This is a genomic window from Rufibacter sp. JT3400010 (assembly GCF_054956755.1).
In genome coordinates, this window is record NZ_JBUDXA010000004.1 from 23903 (window position 1) to 42261 (window position 18359).

Sequence of the window (18359 nt, forward strand, 5' to 3'; positions counted from 1 at the left end):
AAAAACGCAAAACTGTTCGTACAACACCCTTTTGGCTCCACCGTTTACCTTGTATGCCCAACCCTGTCACCCCACTTCCGCACTTGTTGAAACAATACCAACGTCGGCTTCTGAACCTCAGCGGCTCTAACCGTTCGTTGGTGTTGCTGAAACCTTCTGCTAGCCTGCACTTAGACCTTCACGCTCTGGACTTCGCCTACAAAGGCCCGGCGTATGACTATGTGAAAGACCTGCTGGCCGGAAAGCAGCACATGACGCTGTGCGAAGTAGCCGATGCCCGGGATGCCGCGCTGGCGCCGCTCACTAAAAGCCTGAAAACCATTCAGCGCCGGGCACACATGATTTGGGAGGAACGCGGCGCGAAGGAATTGTTTGTAGGTTGGCCCTTCGTGGAAGGCGCTTTTCCCGATGGAACGTTGGTGCGCTGCCCATTGATTTTTTTTCCGGTAGAACTGCGGGTGAACGAGAAACGCCAGTGGCAATTGGTACGCCCCCAAGATGCGCCTGCGTTTTTCAACAAAAGCTTTTTGCTGGCTTATGCGCATTACCTCAACCTTGCGCCAGACGAGGCGCTCATGGAAGAAGACTTTGACGAGTTCCCCTCCGATGACCTCCAATTCAAGACCAAGCTGTACGAACTACTGAAGGAAAGCAACCTGGAAATCAACTTCAACCAAGAGTTGATGAAAGACGCCTTGCAGCCGTTCAAAGCTTATAAACGCGAAGACCTGGAGAAAACTTGGAAACCCGGTCAACTGAAACTCCAGCCCGAGGCGATGCTCGGGATTTTCCCGCAGGCCGGTTCCTACCAGCTTTCAGATTATGACGACCTGCTGGAAAATCCGCCTGTGGATTCCTTAGAAGAACTGCTGCTGCCACAAACGGAGGTAAACGCTGCCCAAGCGCAACTGGAGCAACAACTATTCACCGCCTTTGACGCAGACGCCTCGCAGGAAGCCGCGCTGCGGCAAGTGAAAGCGGGGCAAAGCGTGGTAGTGCAGGGTCCTCCGGGCACGGGCAAATCACAACTCATCTGCAACCTGGTGTCTGATTATCTGGCGCGGGGTAAAAGCGTGTTGGTGGTCTGCCAGAAGCGGGCTGCGCTGGATGTGGTGTACCAGCGTCTGTCTACCACCGGCTTAGACCAGTTCAGTGCGTTGGTGCATGACTTGAACTTAGATAGACCCGCCGTTTACTCGAAGATACGCCAGCAGATTGAACAGGTAGAGGAATACCAGCGGCAGAACGTGGCCCTGGGTAACATCCAGGCCGAGCGGCAGTTCCTGGAAACCAGCCGTCGCATCAACCAGATTTCTGAACGCCTGAACAGCCTGAAGGAAGCGTTGTTTGACACCAAAACGTGTGGTTGGTCGCCCAAGGAACTGTATCTACGCAGTAACCCCAGAACTCCGCATCTGCCCGCCGAGGGCATTTATCTGAACTTCAACGCCACCACTTGGCAAGAATGGCGACCGCGTTTGCTGCATTACCTGCAAGATGCCGGGCTGCTGCAAAGCCCAGATTTCCCGTGGAACGAACGACGCTCTTTCCACCTGCACACCTGGACCGAACGCCAGAAACTCACCCAATTACTCTCCCAAATTCCAACTTCGGCGCAAGCCACGGCCACGCAAGTGCAGGAACTACTACCGGCCCAGGCTGAGCCGTGGGATGCGCTGCAAGCTTTACTACAGGAACTCACCGCGCTTACCGCCGTGCAGCAAACGTTGGAAGACAAGGCAGTTTCAAGGCTGTTTTTCGGGAATCTGGCGCAAACGAAGGACTATAAGCAGCGCGAGTCGCAACTTGCCCAATTGCAGAAAGATACCGCCGCGGTACAGACCAAGCTTTTACCGGAAGAGGCTTTTCAACTCTCACAACTGCTGACGGCGTATGACAAAGCGCAAAGCGGTTTCCTGAGTAAAATCCAGTGGAGCTTTTCTTCGGATAAAAAGAAGCTGGCGGCTTTCGCCGAAAGCAAAGGACTGACAAATGCAGACACCGCTGTGGAGCACCTGCGCACCGCACTGAAACAGTGGCAAGACCTGCAAACTCAATGGCAAAATCTGCAGACGCTGGAACCTACTTTACAGATTCCGACAGACTTCTTTCAGGCAGAGGCTACGCAGGAAATGGCTGCCTTGCAGCAGGCTTGGGAACAGCGGAAAATCATCCAGCGGCTCACGGCTTATGACGTTCTGCCCGATGCGCTGCTGCAACTACCAGAAGAGCGTTTTAAGGCTGTTTTACGCCAAACGCTTCCGAAACTGAAACAACTGCAGGAGCAGCTGCGCGAATGGGAACGGTGGCTTACGCTTTCTCAGATTGACCTTATTGCCACAGATGCTGCGGCTGTCCAAAGAATGACTCAAAGCTTGGCTGAGCACTTCGACCGGATGGTACTTTTTGATGCGTTGGTGCAAACCCTTTCGCCGGAGCTTCGGACGTTGCTGGATGAGGTACGTGTTGCGGTGCCAGAAAGCGTAGAGGCCCAATTGAAGGCAGTAGAGAATAGCGTTCTACTTGCCTGGGTGCAGCATTTGGAAGGCCAGAGCCCGGTATTAACCATTGTGAGTACCGGCGAACTGGAACGGTTGGAAACCGAACTACAAGAGAAAATCAAGCAGAAAGCCGAACTTAGTCGGCAGATAATCTTGCTCAACCTGCGGGAGCAGACCTACAAAAACATGGAGTATAACCGCCTGGGCAATCCGGTGACGTACCGGCGCTTGCTCACGCAGGTAAGTAAAAAACGGATGCTGTTCCCGTTGCGCAAACTCAACGCTGAGTTCGGGGAAGAAATTAGGCAGCTGTTGCCGTGCTGGTTGGCTTCGCCCGAGACGGTTTCGGCATTGTTTCCGCTGGAGCGCATATTTGACTTGGTCATCTTTGATGAGGCATCGCAGTGTTTCGCGGAAGTAGGAATTCCGGCCATGATACGGGCAAAACAGGCCGTGATTGCCGGTGATGAGCAGCAGTTAGGCCCGTCAGATTTGTACCGCGTGCGTTTCGGGACGGACGAGGAGGAGACGGAGGAATTGTTGGTGGAATCGCTGTTGCAGTTGAGTGCGCTGCACCTGCCGCAGACCTTGCTTTCTGAGCATTACCGCAGCCAGTACCCAGAATTGATTCAGTTCTCCAACCAGCATTTCTACCGGCATAAACTTCAGCTCATTCCTAAGTTGGAGGCCATGAACACGTCTGAACCGGCACTGCAGTACCTGAAGGTAGACGGCGTGTGGGAAAACCAGACCAACAGGGTAGAGGCCGAACGCGTGCGTGACCTGGTGCTTGAACTCATCGCCAAAGGCGAAACCAACATTGGGGTCATTACCTTCAACTTCCCGCAGCAGCAATTAGTGCAGGATTTACTGGAAGAATCGGCGCTAGCCCAAAACGTAAAACTACCCGAGGAACTCATCATCAAGAACATTGAGAACATTCAGGGCGATGAGCGGCAGTACATCATCTTCTCCATCGGGTACGCGCCAGATGCCAGCGGCGTGGTGCGGGCTATGTTCGGGAGTTTGAACGCGGCCAAAGGCGAGAACCGTTTGAACGTGGCCATCACCCGCGCCATCAAACGGGTGTATGTGGTGACCAGTCTGTGGCCGGAGCAGTTCCCAACGGAGAACGTGAAACACCCCGGCCCGAAATTGTTGCGCGAGTACCTGGCCTTTGCCCGCGAAGTAAGTGAGAATGGATTCACGCCCCAACCAGTACCACCCACCAACATTCCATCGGCGTTGTTGTTGTACCCGGCGTTATTAGCCGAATTTGGACAAAATGGTACAAATACGCATATATTGTTGGAACTTCCCTTTGCCGACCTCACTTTCCGCAACGGCAACCAATACGAGGCCGTAGTACTAACCGATGACGATTTGTACTATCGGAGACCGTCCGCCAAAGCCTCGCACGCCGATGTGCCCTTGCGCCTCCAAGCCCGAGGCTGGAAATATGGAGCGGTGTACAGTCGTCAGTTTTGGAGTCAGCCTGAACAAGTCTGGCAGAAACTAACGCAATTGTATCAAAAAGATGAGAGATAAATTATTAGAGATTTCCGTAGGGCTATGCCTGCTTTTGGCCGTGGCTTGCGACACCGGTTCGGCTAAATCAGAGGAATCGGGAGCAGAGAAATCCGCTAAAAAGGAAGGCAAGAAAAAAGACAAGAACCCCGCTTCTGAGGGCTTCGCCGTCAACAACAACTATGACCTGCTGGAGATGAGCAAAATGGGCAAGAAATCGGTGCCCGAAAGCTCTGGTCTGGAGGCTTCCGCTGATGGGAATTTCTGGACCCACCCAGATGCGGGCAACGAAGCCGTACTCTATAAAATAAACCAGTCTGGTGAGTTGCTGGAGACCATGACCGTGCAAGGGGGCAAAAACAATGACTGGGAGGACATCGCCCGTGGCGAAGACGGGTTCCTTTACTTGGGTGACATGGGCAACAACGAAAACACCCGCCAAGACCTCCAGATTGTGAAGGTAGATGAGAAAGCCAAAAAAGTGGTAGGCACCATCCCATTCAAATACGCCGACCAAACGGAGTTTCCGCCTTCCAAGAAGAACCAAAACTTTGACGTGGAAGGCTTTCTCCTGCACAACAGCGCCTTTTACCTCTTCACCAAAAACCGCGGCAAAGGCGATTGGGTAAAGCTCTATAAAGTAGCCAACCAGCCGGGTACCACCCAAACCGTGGCTCCCCTGGACAGCATCCAAATTACCACCAAAATCACCGCCGCTGACATTTCGCCGGATGGTCGCCACATCGCCCTGTTGGGCGAAGGTTGGGTCTATCTCTTTGAATCAGACTCCGCTGAGGGTGTTTTCAAAGGCAAAAGAGAACAAATTCCGTTAGGCAAAGTAGGCCAGGCCGAAGGTTTGGTTTTCGTGAACGACACTGACATGATGATCTCCAATGAGAAGGGAACGCTGTACATGCTGAGCCTGAAGAAATAGGTTTTTGCGCCCGTTCTCGGGAAAATGAACTAAAAGGGAAAAGGCAGCACTCGATGCCTTTTCTCTTTTTAGCTGATGGTTGAATGAGACGCACATACAGAATCAATTGATAGTTCTGGAAAGTGGTAATAAACTAATGCTGAATACTCGCTCGCCTCTGGCGAGTGTGAGCTACCCGCGGCGTCCCGCCGCTTCTTGAAGCATCGTTTAATATTTCCATAACTCGGCCAGAGGCCGCAACTAACTCACACTCGCCAGAGGTGAGCGAGTGAAATTTGATTCTCTAGAGGTACTTATCATATTTCTGGCTGGTTTTCTCTAAAACAACGAGAGAACGCACCGGGCAATTTTCCGTTTTAAGAAAGCAAGGCCAAAGGCAAGCCGCCATTATCTAAAACCAAATAACATGTCTAACATCATCTTAGTAACTGGGGCTACCGGTACTGTTGGTTCTACCACTGTCAAAACACTCTCTGCCTTGGGCGCATCTGTGCGGGCGGGCGTACGGTCACTCATTAAAGGAGACAGCCTGAAGCGTTTGCCGGGCGTGGAATTGGTGGCAATCGACTTCGATCGGCCCGAGAGCCTGATGGTAGCCTTTACCGGGGTAAATACAGCTTTCCTGATTACTCCTTTTACCTCTGACCAGGTAGAAATGGCCCAGAAACTGATTGATGCTGCCCAAGCCGCTGGGGTGCAACATGTGGTGCGCCTCTCCATGATTGGCGCAGACGCCGAGCCGGGTATTCAACTGGGAAGGTGGCACCACCAAGCCGAAGAATACCTGCAACGCAGCGGTTTGTCTTACACGGTGCTCCGGCCCGCCGGTTTCATGCAGAACTACGCGAACCAGTACGCCGCTACCATCAAAGAAAACAGTACGTTCTACCAACCCAACGGAGAGGGCAAAACCGGCTACATTGATGTGCGTGACATTGGCGAAGTGGCTGCTCAGATTTTACTGAATCCAGCCAACCATGCAGGCCAAACCTACACCCTCACCGGTGCACAAGCCCTTTCCGGGTCTGAGGTGGCAACTATCCTTTCAAACGTCATTGGCCGCCCCATCAGCTACGTGGATGTACCCGAAGACGCCGCCCGCGCCGCCATGCAACAGCAAGGCCTACCCGCTTGGATGACCGACAGCCTTCTGGAACTAAGTGCTATTACCCGCGCCGGCTACACCACCACCCTCACCAACGATGCCCAGGAAATCCTTGGTCGTGCGCCCCACACCTTTGAAGATTTCGTCACTACCTACCGGGATTGCTTCTAAAGCTGCAGCAAACAAGTGAATTATAGATCGCCCGTTCTGGAGCTGTTTCTAAGAAAACAGCCCCAGAACGGGCGATCTGGTTTTGGTTGAAAGTAATTGAGGCGCTATAGGTCATTGAGTGGTTCATTCCAGAAAGGCCGCGTGTTTGAGGCTCACGCCTCATGGAAGTTGCAAACTTCCGGTCATGGTAGGTCCAAGTCACAGACTTGAACCATGTTTCCTAATGGGAATTCGCTCTGAAGGAGAAAGCAATGCGTGTGATCGGCAGGTGTAAACATTCCCCTTCGCCCCTTCAAAGGGGGAATCTCCGCTTTTGAGAGGTATTCTCACGCATTGATATCACCGCATTACGCTACTTTCCCCTTTCCAGTCTTCCCCGAGCGCGCCTCGCTTTTGGCCTTGGATAGACAATACTAAGAGAGACAGGCTTCATAGGCCGAAAGGGCAGTGCGCGAGGGGAAGACGGGGCCTCGCGGCCGTGAGCGCACGGAGGGGAACCATGCAACAACAAAGCATAAGGGCACCGCATTAACCGATCGCTACGCCAGCAACAGGCCAACTGCATGCACCAAAGCTTCCTTCTAGAAGGGCAGCCATTCAGGTTGTTGGTGATAACACCAACAACGGCGAAAGTAGGGCACCGCATCGGCACGCCAGCAACAGGCAAACTGCGTACACCACTAAGAACATCAACAACACTCCATATCTCCCCTAAAAAACAAAAAGCCCTACTGAAACAGCAGGGCTTTTTGTAATGAAAAAGATTTGTTAAAAACTCTTATTGATCATCTCTGTAAGAACCACCACGGGAAGAACGCCCGCCACGGTTATTATCATCGTCATCATGGTCATTAGAGTTTCCGTATCTGGAGCGGTTCTCGTAGCCAGAGCCACCGCCACCATAGCTGGACTGTCCGCCTTGCGTGCCACCATAGCCGCCGCGGGAACCCATACCAGAAGAGGCACCGTAGCCGCTGGAGCTACCGTAGCTGCTGCCACCCTGGCCGTAACCGCCCATGCCGTAGTCACGGCTCTGGTCGCCGTAACCGCCGCCGGTAGAAGCACCGCCATGGCCATGCTCACGGCCACCGTTTCTGGAACCAGTTCCGGAAGAGCCGTAGCCGCCGCGTGAGCCCATGTCATTGCCCATGTTGCCGTAGTTAGAGCCTCCAAAGCTTCCGCCACCATGGCCACCTTGGCCGTAATTACCACCTTGTGAGCCTTGGCTGGCACCGTAAGAAGAGCCGCCGTAATTACCACCGCCCATTGAGCCGTAGCCCCCTTGAGAAGAGCGTGAACCGAAGTCGCCGCCTTGGGCATTGTGGGTGCTGTAGCCGCCTTGTCCGCCACCGCTCATAGAGCCGTAACCGCTGTTATCGTTGCCTCGGCCGCCATAGGAACCGCTGCCCCCTTGCCAATCCTGGTTTCCGCCCTGAGAAGAACCGTAGCCACCACGGGAACCCATGTCATTGCCCATAGAACCCCCGTAACCACCACGAGAACCCATGTCATGGGAACCGTAGTTGCTGCCGCCTCGGCCACCGGAAGAGCCGTTACCGTATTGGGTGCTGTAGGCGTTTCCGCCCTGGCTGTATCCGCCGTCATAATCAGAATTGCCATCATAGCCCTGACCTCCGCGGGAAGAGCCACCACGTGAACCGTATTCCTCGCTATAAGAACCACCTCTGGAGCCCATGGAGCCGTAGGAACCGCCTTGCTGATTGCTGTAGCCCTGGCTGTAGCCGCCGTGGCCGCTGCCTTGGTTACTACCACCGTGCATGCCATAGCCGCTCTCCGTGCCGTAACCCATTTGGTTTCCGTAATAGCCGGAGCCACCATAGTTGGAATAGCCGCCACGGTCAGATTCTGAACGGGAAGAGTTTCCGGCGTAGCCGCCTTGTGAACTCATGCCGTACGGATTGCTGCCCATGCCAGAGCCGCCGCCGTAACCGCCTTGCCCGCCTTGGGTGTGACCGGTATGACCGCCGTAGCCGCCCATGCCGTAGTTAGAGCCGCCTTGGTTGCTGTTACCGCCATAACCACCCTGGCCGTAGTTAGAACCTCCTTGGTTACCGTAGTTTCCGCCGCCTTGACCGCCGTAACGGTTGTGTTGGTCGTCATGGTTGTTCCAGGAGTTCCCGCCGCCGAAGCTGCCATTATTGCCGCCTCCTTGATATCCGTTACCAGCACCGCCAGCGCTACCACCTTGTGAGCCATAGCCGCCTTGCTCCCCGTTGAAGTTGCCGCCGCCGCTGATGCCGCTCATAGAAGAACTGCCTTGGTTGCTAGAGTCATTGTTTTGGGAGCCGCCGTAGCCCATGCCGCTTCCCATAGAGGCAGCAGAACCGCCAGTAGTGCTATTGTCTGAAGATGAAGCCGACGTTGATTTGCCAGATTTACCGGAGCCAGATTTTTCTCCCGACGCTTTGGCGGTAGTAGATGAACCTGCTTTAGAACCGGCTTTGGGGGTAGAAGAAGTTTTGCCGCTCGCACCTTTCTTGCCAGAAGTGGAAGCCGAAGAAGTTCCGGCACCCGAGGTAGAAGAGGAACCGCTCGCGCCGGAAGTAGTGGAGCTGCCGGAGCCGCTTTGCCCCGTCATGCCAGAAGATGAACCAGTGCCGCCTTGCGCGCCCGAAGATCCAAGAGAGGAGGCATCTGAGGAAGAGCTTTTGCCCATCGCATCTGATGAAGAGGAAGTTGAAGCGTTTGTACCCATGCCACCACCGCTTGACCCAGTAGTAGAGGAGCTCTTGTTATCGTTTTGCTGCCCTTTTTGATTGTCTTCCATGGTTAAATCTCCTTTGTTTTAGGTTTTAAATTAGTGAGTTAGGAAAGCTGTCCTTAGAATCAGGAGTTGTACCTACTTCTGAGGAAAGTGTTTATACTATACGAACCCATTTTTGCATGGTTAGCACCCGTATTGTAATTTTTTAATCCAGAAAGAATATATAGGAGAATAACCTTAAAAGATGCCGCTGATTTAAAGGCTTCTTTAACAAATTGATTATGACAAGTGTTCTTTTCCGCTGATTTTTGAAAAGGAAGAAAAAAACGCCTCCTTCTTTTAAGGCTCTTTTCTAAAAGGACCTTAAAAGAAGGAGGCGTTTTCCCGTATTTGGCTTAAGTGTATGCTTCTGAACGAAGGACAAGTCGCCTCATTCACAAGCGAACTATACTTTCTCGTTTGTTTTTCCTTGCAGAGGTGAGATGCTGGCAGAGGCCGGAAGGTCTACATCCAGGTTGTCCAGCAGTTCTTCAGCGTCTTCCTTTTCTTCCTGGTCAGGTTCGGGCACCTCGTGTTCATCGGCTTCCAGCGGCTCATAGTTTAACCTTATGAACATAGGAAAATGGTCTGACCCAAAGAAAGGCAGGCGTTTCATTCTGATCAGCCGGAAGGCTGGGTCATAGAAAATATGGTCCAAAGAGTACCGGAAGAACGGCACAAAGGCGTTGTAGGTGTTAAAGAAGCCCCGGCCAATGCGAGGATCTAACAGGCCGCTCAACTTCCGGAAGAGATTAGTGGTATAAGACCAGGCCACATCGTTCAGGTCGCCTATGACAATACTGGCCCAAGGTGATTCCTTGGCCATTTTAGCCACCGTGAGTAATTCGGCCTCACGGGTGTCTGTGTCTTTGTGCAGGTGCGGCGGCTGCGGATGTACGGTGAAGAGATCAATCTTTTTGCCGCTGGGTAACTCAATCAAGGTGTAAAACGACGGAATTCCTTCTTCCACCAGATATCTTACTTCTGGGTCAATGAGTTTGAACTTGCTGTACAGCATCATGCCATACGTGTTCTCCAGAGGTTCTTTGATGCAGTAAGGGTACCGGTCGTTCAGTTCCGCTATTTCATCTGCCCACTTCTGGTTGGGTTCGTTGATCAGCAACAGGTCTGGGTCGTTCTCCTTTACCACTTTCAGGAAGCGGTCATAACGCGTATTAGACATGCGCACGTTGGAGATCATGATCCCGAACGAGTTTTTAGGAACCTTCAGCTTAGACGGCAGCGCCTGTACCCGCACAAACGGGGTGAACTTGTACACGTGCACCAATTCATTCACGATAGCCAATACCAGCAGCCCCGCAAATATTTTCTGGGTGAGTAACTCATACCCGAACAGGTAGCCATACAGCCCTAGCAACACCGTGCCCAGCACCGCCACCTGCACCCGTGGAAAATCCAGTATTCGTATCCACCAATTTGTGCTTTTTACCATGGTCAGTAAGGAAGCCAGAATAAAGAAGCAGCCAAGCAGCTCAAGGGCGAGTTTCATAGGTCAGGAAAAGTTTGGTTCGTTCACATACTGTTTTTTAGGAATTGAGTTGCCTAAGTAGAAATACGGCTGCAAAGCGCCGAACAATTACCCCAAAAAAAAGTCGTTCCCAGCGTGATTTGCTAAAATCAGGCCAGAAACGACTTTAAGTAAATTTGGTGCTATTGGGAGCTTAAGGGGCTGCTTTCTCTACCCGTATGCCTACCGCCATTATGCCCGGTAAAGGGTCTTGGCGCATGTATTGGTTTAGTTTCAATTGATATTTTCCGGCTTGCGGAAAACGCACGTTTTTGAGGCCTCTGAACCGGTGATCAAAGATATCTCCGGCCCCGCTGCCTTTGGGTTCGCCCGTTTTGGGGTCCATCAAAAACATTTCATGCAGCATGGAGCTGATCTGCTTTCCGTCTGGGCCTACCAGGTAGTGGCGTAGGTACAGGTTATAAAACGGATAATGCAACGCGTTCCGCACGTTAAAATACACGTTGTACTGCTGCGTGGTATCTGTGATCTCAAACTCAAACACGGGCGCTAACGCCACCGGCCACTGGTTCTCAGGCAAATCCTGGTTTTCCTCAAACACCCGGTTCGCGTCACAACTGCCCAGCAACAGACCCAGGCAAAGCAAAAGAGAACAAAGACGAAAATACTTTCCCATTAGGCTTCTGTTGGTGGTGTACTGCCTTCCTGGTTGCCCGGACGGCGGTTTCTATGGTTGCGGTTGCGGTTACGGCGGCTGCGTTGTTCACCCTCCGGCTTTGCCGCGGCCTCTGGTCTGTCTGGCGCTGCCACGGCTGCTCCCGGGGCTGCCACTTGCGGAGCCGGTTGCGGTTTGTTTTGCGGCGGACGCTGCCCTTGCGGACGTTCTGGCCTAGGCGGGCGGTTCTCTCTGGGTGGACGCTGCTGGTTCTGGTCGCGCTCTGGACGAGGCTTGCCTTGCGGCTGCTGGCCTTTCACCTGCGGTTCGCGCTCTGGTCTTGGCGGTCTGCTTTCAGCGTTAGCGGGTCTGTCGCCGTTGCGTTCAGGACGCGGTCTTGGTTCGCCTGCTCCGTTGGGTCTGCCCGAAGGACGGTCGCGGCGCACCTCTGGGGTAGGAGCCGCTTGGGCCATTACTTCCGAAGCCGTGGCAGTGCCTCCGTTTTTATTCTTTTTCTTGTTGCGCTTTTTCTTGGCTTTGTATTGCTCGTCCAGACGGTCCAGATTGCCTTCCAGGGCTTCCACAAAGTCCACCACTTCGGGCTGCTGCTGTTTCACTTCCGCGGCCAGGTTCTCGGGCATTTCGCCGGCGGCGTTCATCTTCAGCACCTCATGCACGCGCTCTACCGTAACCGGAAACCAGTTGCTGTCGCCCCGGTACCCGAACCACATGATGCGGCGGAAAATGTCAGTCTTTTGCAAAAAGGCATCGCCGGCTTTGGTTTGCAGCGGACGGTTTACGTTAGGAATGTCTTTGAGGGCATCCATGTAGGTTTCCAGCTCATAGTTGAGGCAGCACTTAAGGCGCCCGCACTGGCCAGACAGCTTGCTGGGGTTCAAAGAAAGGTTCTGGTAACGCGCGGCCGTGGTAGACACGCTCCGGAAATCGGTAAGCCAAGTAGAGCAGCACAGCTCGCGCCCGCAAGACCCGATGCCGCCCAAGCGCCCGGCTTCGTGCCGAAGGCTGATCTGGCGCATCTCAATCCGGACTTTGAATTCCTCGGCCAGTTTCTTGATCAGTTCCCTGAAATCCACGCGGTCATCGGCGGAATAGAAGAAGGTGGCTTTGGTTTTATCGGCCTGGTACTCTACGTCTGAGAGCTTCATTTTGAGTTTGAGCTCCTGCACAATGGCGCGGGCACGGTACATGGTGGCGGGTTCCTGCTCGCGGGCGAGGTTGAACTTCTCCATGTCCTTCTCGGTGGCCACGCGGTAGATGCTCCGGATTTCGTCGTTGTTCTGAACCTTTTTCTTGTTCATCTGCAAACGCACCAATTCGCCTTTGAGAGACACGTGGCCTATGTGGTGCCCGTTGGGCACGTCTACGACCACGGCATCACCGGTGATGAGCGGCAAGCGGTTAATGTTCCGGAAAAACTCTTTCCGGCCGCCTTTGAAGCGCACTTCTACTATATCAAACTCTTTAAAAGACACGGGAATTTCCATGTCTGAGAGCCAATCAAATACATTTAATCGGTTACAGCCTCCCGTGCTGCAACCGCCGTTGCTTTTGCAGCCCGCCACTACCTCAGTGCCATCTGCACTGGTAGTTTTGGTGCCGCAGCCGCCACTAGAACATGAACTACATCCCACGGGTCAATTTCCTTTATATAGATAATTCTATGTTTTCAAAAAAGTGGCTCTTTTACCGCCAGAACGGTAATTTCCCATTTCTCCTACAACTACTGGTGAATTTATCCTTCTGAAGCTGAATAACTTAGAGAAGGAGGTGTGTGGTGATAATGGGCCTTCAAACGCCTGTTTACGGCAAATACTGAGAGCCTAATCTAACAAATATAATAACTTAATCTGAATAGGCAGGCACGTTTGCCTGCGTTATCCACACGTTGTTTTCCGCTTAATTTATGAAAATGGGCTGGAAAACAGCTAAAACTCTTAACAAAAGGAAAAGCAGTGTCCGTTCCCTTTGTTTAGATGGAGAGTGGCGACAGAGGGGTTTTACGTTCGTTTTCAGATAATCAGCCCTAAAACGAGAAGGCAAGCGGGGCAACCCAAACAAGAGTTCATTGGAGTGGTGTTCTGTGCGTCAAGGAAGAGGGTGGTTTTGATTCTCTTCTCTGATTTTGTTATTTGACCTCGGCTTTACCATCGCCTTTCCCGTATGACCTTCGCCTTTGCAGAAACCCTGCCCGTTGACAAGCTGTGCACGCTCTTCAATGCCGCCTTCGCGGATTATATCATGCCCATGGTGCTCACGCCTGCCATTCTGGAAATGAAACTCCGCCGGGACGGCACTCACCTGGCCGTTTCTCCGCTGGCCATTCACCAGAATGAGCCGGTGGGGTTTATCTTAAATGGAATTGGGGTGTGGCAAGGCAAGGTTACGGCTTATAACGGTGGCACCGGCGTAGTGCCAGAAGCCCGGGGCGCGGCCCTTACCCAGCGGCTGTATGCGTTCTGTCTGCCGGTGCTCAAAGAACACGGGGTCACGCACTGTCTGCTGGAAGTGATTCAGGAAAATAAGCGGGCCCTCGGGATTTATGAGCGGCTGGGGTATGAGATTACCCGCACGTTCCAGGTGTTCAGGCACGGTAAAGCAGACCTGCACTGGCATGCGCACGCACCGCAGGAAGTGACTTTCCGGCAGGTTACTTTTCTGAACTGGCCGCTGTACCAAACGTTTTGGGACGTAGAGCCTAGTTGGCAGCACCACACAGCCGCCATTGACCGAAGCGCCGCCTACGTGCAAGTGGTAGAGGCGCAGGTTCAGGGGGAATGTGTGGGGTACGGTATTGTCTACTTAACTACCGGCGCCATCGCGCAGGTAGCCGTGGCGTCCGCCTGGCGAAGAAAAGGAATAGGGCAGGCGCTGCTGCAACAATTGGTTTCTGTAACGTCCTCACCGGTAGTAAGCGTCATTAACGTAGATGCCCAAGCCGAAAGCTTACTAGCGTTCCTGAAAGGCAGAAATATGCCGGAAATACCGGGGCAATATGAGATGGTGTGGGAGGTGTGAGTGGCGGTTTTGCTGCTGTTTTTTTGAAAAGGGTCTTGAAGGAGCTACGGTTCTCGGTTAGAAGTGATAATGAACTGTATATTTAGCAATAGATAGTAGGTGGATAAGCGTAGGTGTGCATTTAGAGAATGAAGAAGATAATATCCATATTGACGATAGTTGTCTTTAGTATTAGTTGTAGAAATAAGATGGAATATAAAGAGTTTACTTCTGAACAGGGATGGTTTACAATTGAACTACCATCTAATTGGGCAGAATATGTAGACGAAGAAGGAACATACGCTTTTTTCGATGAAGAAAACTGGAAAGGAAATTTCAGGATTACTCCTTTGAAATGGGACAATCAAAAAGGGATAGACACAGTACCTGAACAATTGGCTGAAGAACTTGAAGATAATAGTTCTAAAAATGCTAAAATGATAAAATTAGGTAATTACGACTGTGTATTCTATAAAGAATATGAAAATCATGAAATTGAAGAATCAATAATCTACTATTGGACTTTAGGAAAAAATAATAATTTGTTTTTATGCTCCTTTGCTACAGATAAGAGCAATGAAGGAACAGAGACAACCGAAGCCGAAATAATTAAAGTTGAAAATATAATAAAGTCTATACAAATAAATTAAAAACGCCTACACCAACGCACTGGGTTAAACGTCAGTCTTGGGCCGACGGCCTCGCCCGTCGTTTGGCCCAGTGCGTTGGTGTGCATTTAAACAACTAAAAATGAATAAAAACTTAATTCTACTTCTAGCCATAGCTGTTTTTTATTCCTGCGAACAGAAACAGCAAGAGAAACAATCAGTAGCGGAGAAAAGAGAAATAAAATCAACCATTGCCCAAACGACAAAATCGGACACAGTGATTAAAAGTAAAAGCTGGTTAAGCCCCGATTTTCTTTCAGCAGATTTTAATGGTGACGGCTTTCCAGATACCGCTTACGCAGTTACTATCAACGACAAAAAAGGAATTAGGATTAAGCACGGGAATACCAAAGAAGTGTATTTAATTGGTGCTGGGAATGATTTCGGAAATGGTGGGGATAATTTTGATTGGGTAAAAAATTGGAATCTCGTCACAGACACAATGACCAATGAAGTCACCTTCATGGAAGAAGGGGATATAGAAGGAAGCAGAAATGTCAAACTTGATAATACCGCCTTTTATATCGGCACAGAAGAAGAAGGTGGGGCAACTGTAGCCTGGAAGAACAGAAAATATGTTTGGATTCATCAGGCAGACTAAAGAAAAACCCACACCAACGGACTAGTATAAACATCAAGCCACGGCCGACGGCCTCGCACGCTGTTTACACGAGGCCGCAATCCTAAATAAAATCAACCCAAAACCCCTACACAGAAAACCCCGGCAGTTCCTAGATCTGCCGGGGTTTTCTGTGTAGAGGCAAAAAGAGAAATGCTTAGTAATGACTTTCCCTTTTCTTTTTAGCCCTGAAATAAGCCACTACGCCATAGCCTATGATAGCAGTAACGGCTAGTTGCCGAAGGAGGCCGGAACGGTTGTGTTCCCATTCGGCTTTCATGCCTTTTTCTGCAGGAATGTTAGGGAACTTGCCATCTTTTATGTCTTCAATGATCCCTTCCACCACATTAATGCGGTCGGCCAGAATAAGCGGAAGCCAATGGCCGTAGTCGTTTTCGCTCTTTTTGAAGGCCAGGCGTCGGATCATACCACTCAAGCCCGAGGGCGGGGTAGAAGTGCCAAAAACCGAGGTTACGTTGGGTCTTTCTATGGAGTGTAATATTTCAACGGTGATGGGTTGCTGCGTTGGTCTTTCCCAGTTATAAGCCTTCGTGTCCTCCGCAGAGCGGTTACGCATAGGGTAAGTAGGGTCGTTCTTTGGGTCGGCGTCTATGCCCCAACCTTTTATATGTGCGTATTTTTCTGGTGTAGTTTCCATGTTATTTCTCCTTTACATTCTGGCTGATGGTGGAATAAGAACTGGTTTAATGCAGTTGTCTAGCTTCTCAGAGAACATGCGGTACGCATCGGACACATCTTCCAGCGGAATACGATGCGTGATCAACGCTTTCGGGTTCAGGACTCCATTTTGCACGTGCTCAATCAATCTTGGAAGCAGACGTTTCACAGAGGCTTGGTTACCTCTAATGGTAAGTCCTTTGTTCAAGGCATTTCCAATAGGGATAAGGTTATCTGTTGGTCCATAAACCCCAACAATAGATATTATTCCCCCTTTTTTGGCGCAGTTAATAGCCCAATGCAAAGCCGTGGCAGAACCAGCCTGAATGAGTAACTTTCTACCCGTAATGGTTTGTAAGGCATTACCGGTAGCTTCAGCTCCTACGGCATCAATGCAGACATCGGCGCCCAGCCAACCGGTTTCTTTTTTAACGAAAACCGCCGGGTCTCCTATATCATTGTAATTATAGGCCTCGCACTGTGCGTAGTTTTTAGCAAACTCCAGCCGATAATCTACTTTGTCAATGATCATTACGCGGCCTGCGCCAAAAAGCCAGGAACATTTAGCGGCCATAATCCCAACTGGGCCAGCCCCAAACACCACTACGGTATCGCCGGGCTGGATACCACCCATTTCAGCAGCCTGATACCCGGTTGGCACCACGTCGGTGAGCATAACGGCATCGTCCGGGTCCATGCCTTCAGGTATTACTGTTGGGCCTACGTTGGCATATGGTACCCGCACATATTCGGCCTGACCGCCATTGTAACCGCCAGCGGTGTGGGAATACCCGAAGATACCACCTACGGCCGTCGCCTGGGAGTTAGACTCATGGCAGTTGCCGTACAGTTCCTGCTTACAGAAGACGCACTGCCCGCAGGCAATGTTGAACGGTACCAACACATGGTCGCCCACTTTCACCTTGGTCACCTCTGACCCAACTTCTTCTACTACGCCCGTGAATTCATGCCCAAAAGTCATCCCTACGCGGGTATCTGGCACTGAACCATTGTATAAGTGAAGATCAGATCCGCAGATACAGGAACGCGTGACGCGAACAATGGCATCTTGCGGATGCTGTATTTCAGGCATGGGTTTGTGATCTATTCGGACCCGCAAAGGTCCCCGGTAATTCATGGCTAGCATAAGAATTCTCCTTGGAGTTAAAGTGAGACATTTTTTACATGTGCCTTCTGTATCAGATGTACTTTTTGTAGGTAGCACTGAAAACTTAGATGCACTGCCAATTTTTACTACCTGAGAACCTGAAAGTTTCAGGAAGTTCCTGGATCAGGAGTAAATACGTATTTATACGTATATCACTGCATGGGTTTGACTGGAGCTATTTTGGGGTTAAGCCAAGTTTTGATGGTGCCTAAAAGGAGAGATAAAACCCATCTAAATAGGAGCCAGAGCCGAATATCAGTTACTTCTTAGAAATCACGTGTAAATCAATAAGACTGCTAACTCTCTGATAGAAATTGCCGAAATGAAAACTGATGCCTTTATGAGCAGATTTTCTGAAAAGGCCCTGAAAACAGAAAGCCTATATTTCTGTAGCAGCTACTAGTCGTTTGGTTCCTCTACTAGTTGTTCTCTTTTTTATCCTACTTTTGCAGCCGGATTAAGCGGTGCTTTCCCTAGCACTGTGCACTACAAGACATTCAGGAAACCAGCAAAATGAGTATCACCATCAGAACCATTGAAGAAAAAGATAATCGGCCGTTGGCCGAACTGATCAGAAAAGTATTCAGGGAATTTAAGATTGATAAGCCGGGCACCGTCTACACAGATCCCACCACCGATGATCTCTACCACCTCTTCTTAACCCCCGGCAGCGCGTACCTGGTAGCCGAGGAAAACGGCGAAATCATAGGCGGCTGCGGCGTTTACCCCACAGACGGACTCCCCAACGGCTGTGCCGAGTTAGTGAAGTTTTACCTGTCGGCGGAAACGCGAGGCAAAGGAATAGGACTGCAGTTGCTGGAAAGGAGCATCCAATTGGCCCGGGAGTTAGGCTACACGCAACTGTACTTAGAATCTTTCCCGGAACTGGCCAAAGCAGTGAGCATGTACACCAAAGCTGGTTTCACGCCTTTGCCGCACGCCTTAGGTAATTCGGGACACTTCGCCTGCAACATCTGGATGCTCAAAGACCTTACTGTTTCAGAAGCATAATTCAGAAATCAGCCAGAAAGCGTAGGCTTCAAATGTTCTGTATTCTGCAAAAAG

13 protein-coding genes are annotated in these 18359 nt (G+C 51.1%); 7 read left to right on the top strand and 6 right to left on the bottom strand.

Translation table 11 applies throughout. The annotated features are described in order from the left end of the window. The first annotated feature begins 53 nt into the window (after positions 1–53). The 3 genes from ACY0JR_RS05200 to ACY0JR_RS05210 all read left to right on the top strand — a co-directional run bounded on the left by ACY0JR_RS05200 (position 54) and on the right by ACY0JR_RS05210 (position 6238). The gene (locus ACY0JR_RS05200) at positions 54–4049 is read left to right on the top strand and encodes an AAA domain-containing protein (protein WP_462632881.1); all 3996 of its coding nucleotides are present in this window, start codon (positions 54–56) and stop codon (positions 4047–4049) included. Further along, positions 4039–4962, top strand: coding sequence for a hypothetical protein (locus ACY0JR_RS05205; protein ID WP_462632882.1), 924 nt, complete (start codon positions 4039–4041; stop codon positions 4960–4962). Before ACY0JR_RS05200 ends, ACY0JR_RS05205 begins: the two co-directional genes overlap by 11 nt. A gap of 406 nt (positions 4963–5368) precedes the next feature. After that, positions 5369–6238: an SDR family oxidoreductase gene (locus ACY0JR_RS05210; protein ID WP_462632883.1), complete on the top strand. Its 870-nt coding sequence runs from the start codon at positions 5369–5371 to the stop codon at positions 6236–6238. Between the two features lie 778 nt (positions 6239–7016). On the opposite strand, the gene ACY0JR_RS05215 is transcribed toward ACY0JR_RS05210, so the two are convergent. The 4 genes from ACY0JR_RS05215 to ACY0JR_RS05230 all read right to left on the bottom strand — a co-directional run bounded on the left by ACY0JR_RS05215 (position 7017) and on the right by ACY0JR_RS05230 (position 12651). After that, complete coding sequence (locus ACY0JR_RS05215) at positions 7017–9026, bottom strand: hypothetical protein (protein ID WP_462632884.1); 2010 nt, start codon at positions 9024–9026, stop codon at positions 7017–7019. A gap of 382 nt (positions 9027–9408) precedes the next feature. Continuing rightward, positions 9409–10512 (bottom strand): endonuclease/exonuclease/phosphatase family protein, encoded by a 1104-nt coding sequence (locus ACY0JR_RS05220; protein WP_462632885.1) that lies wholly within the window; start codon positions 10510–10512, stop codon positions 9409–9411. 172 nt (positions 10513–10684) lie between these two features. After that, on the bottom strand, positions 10685–11167 hold the full coding sequence (locus tag ACY0JR_RS05225; protein WP_462632886.1) for a gliding motility lipoprotein GldH: 483 nt from the start codon (positions 11165–11167) through the stop codon (positions 10685–10687). After that, positions 11167–12651: a PSP1 domain-containing protein gene (locus ACY0JR_RS05230; protein ID WP_462633114.1), complete on the bottom strand. Its 1485-nt coding sequence runs from the start codon at positions 12649–12651 to the stop codon at positions 11167–11169. Before ACY0JR_RS05230 ends, ACY0JR_RS05225 begins: the two co-directional genes overlap by 1 nt. A 676-nt stretch (positions 12652–13327) precedes the next feature. Here ACY0JR_RS05230 and ACY0JR_RS05235 point away from each other — a divergent pair. The 3 genes from ACY0JR_RS05235 (at position 13328) to ACY0JR_RS05245 (ending at position 15430) form a co-directional block, all read left to right on the top strand. Beyond that, on the top strand, positions 13328–14182 hold the full coding sequence (locus ACY0JR_RS05235) for a GNAT family N-acetyltransferase (protein ID WP_462632887.1): 855 nt from the start codon (positions 13328–13330) through the stop codon (positions 14180–14182). Between the two features lie 188 nt (positions 14183–14370). Beyond that, positions 14371–14811 (top strand): DUF3805 domain-containing protein, encoded by a 441-nt coding sequence (locus ACY0JR_RS05240; protein WP_462632888.1) that lies wholly within the window; start codon positions 14371–14373, stop codon positions 14809–14811. Between the two features lie 100 nt (positions 14812–14911). After that, positions 14912–15430, top strand: a complete 519-nt coding sequence (locus ACY0JR_RS05245) for a hypothetical protein (RefSeq protein ID WP_462632889.1) — start codon at positions 14912–14914, stop codon at positions 15428–15430. Positions 15431–15605: 175 nt separating this feature from the next. Here the strand turns inward: ACY0JR_RS05245 and ACY0JR_RS05250 are convergent, their stop codons facing one another. Together ACY0JR_RS05250 and ACY0JR_RS05255 are read right to left on the bottom strand one after the other, a co-directional pair. Then, positions 15606–16106 (bottom strand): hypothetical protein, encoded by a 501-nt coding sequence (locus ACY0JR_RS05250; RefSeq protein WP_462632890.1) that lies wholly within the window; start codon positions 16104–16106, stop codon positions 15606–15608. Positions 16107–16118: 12 nt separating this feature from the next. Continuing rightward, positions 16119–17273 carry a zinc-dependent alcohol dehydrogenase gene (locus tag ACY0JR_RS05255; protein WP_462632891.1) on the bottom strand — a complete coding sequence of 385 codons (1155 nt, stop codon included), beginning with the start codon at positions 17271–17273 and terminating at the stop codon, positions 16119–16121. A 534-nt stretch (positions 17274–17807) separates the two neighbouring features. Here ACY0JR_RS05255 and ACY0JR_RS05260 point away from each other — a divergent pair. Then, a complete protein-coding gene (locus ACY0JR_RS05260) occupies positions 17808–18305 on the top strand; it encodes a GNAT family N-acetyltransferase (RefSeq protein ID WP_462632892.1) in 498 nt (165 codons plus the stop codon). Positions 18306–18359: the final 54 nt, after the last annotated feature.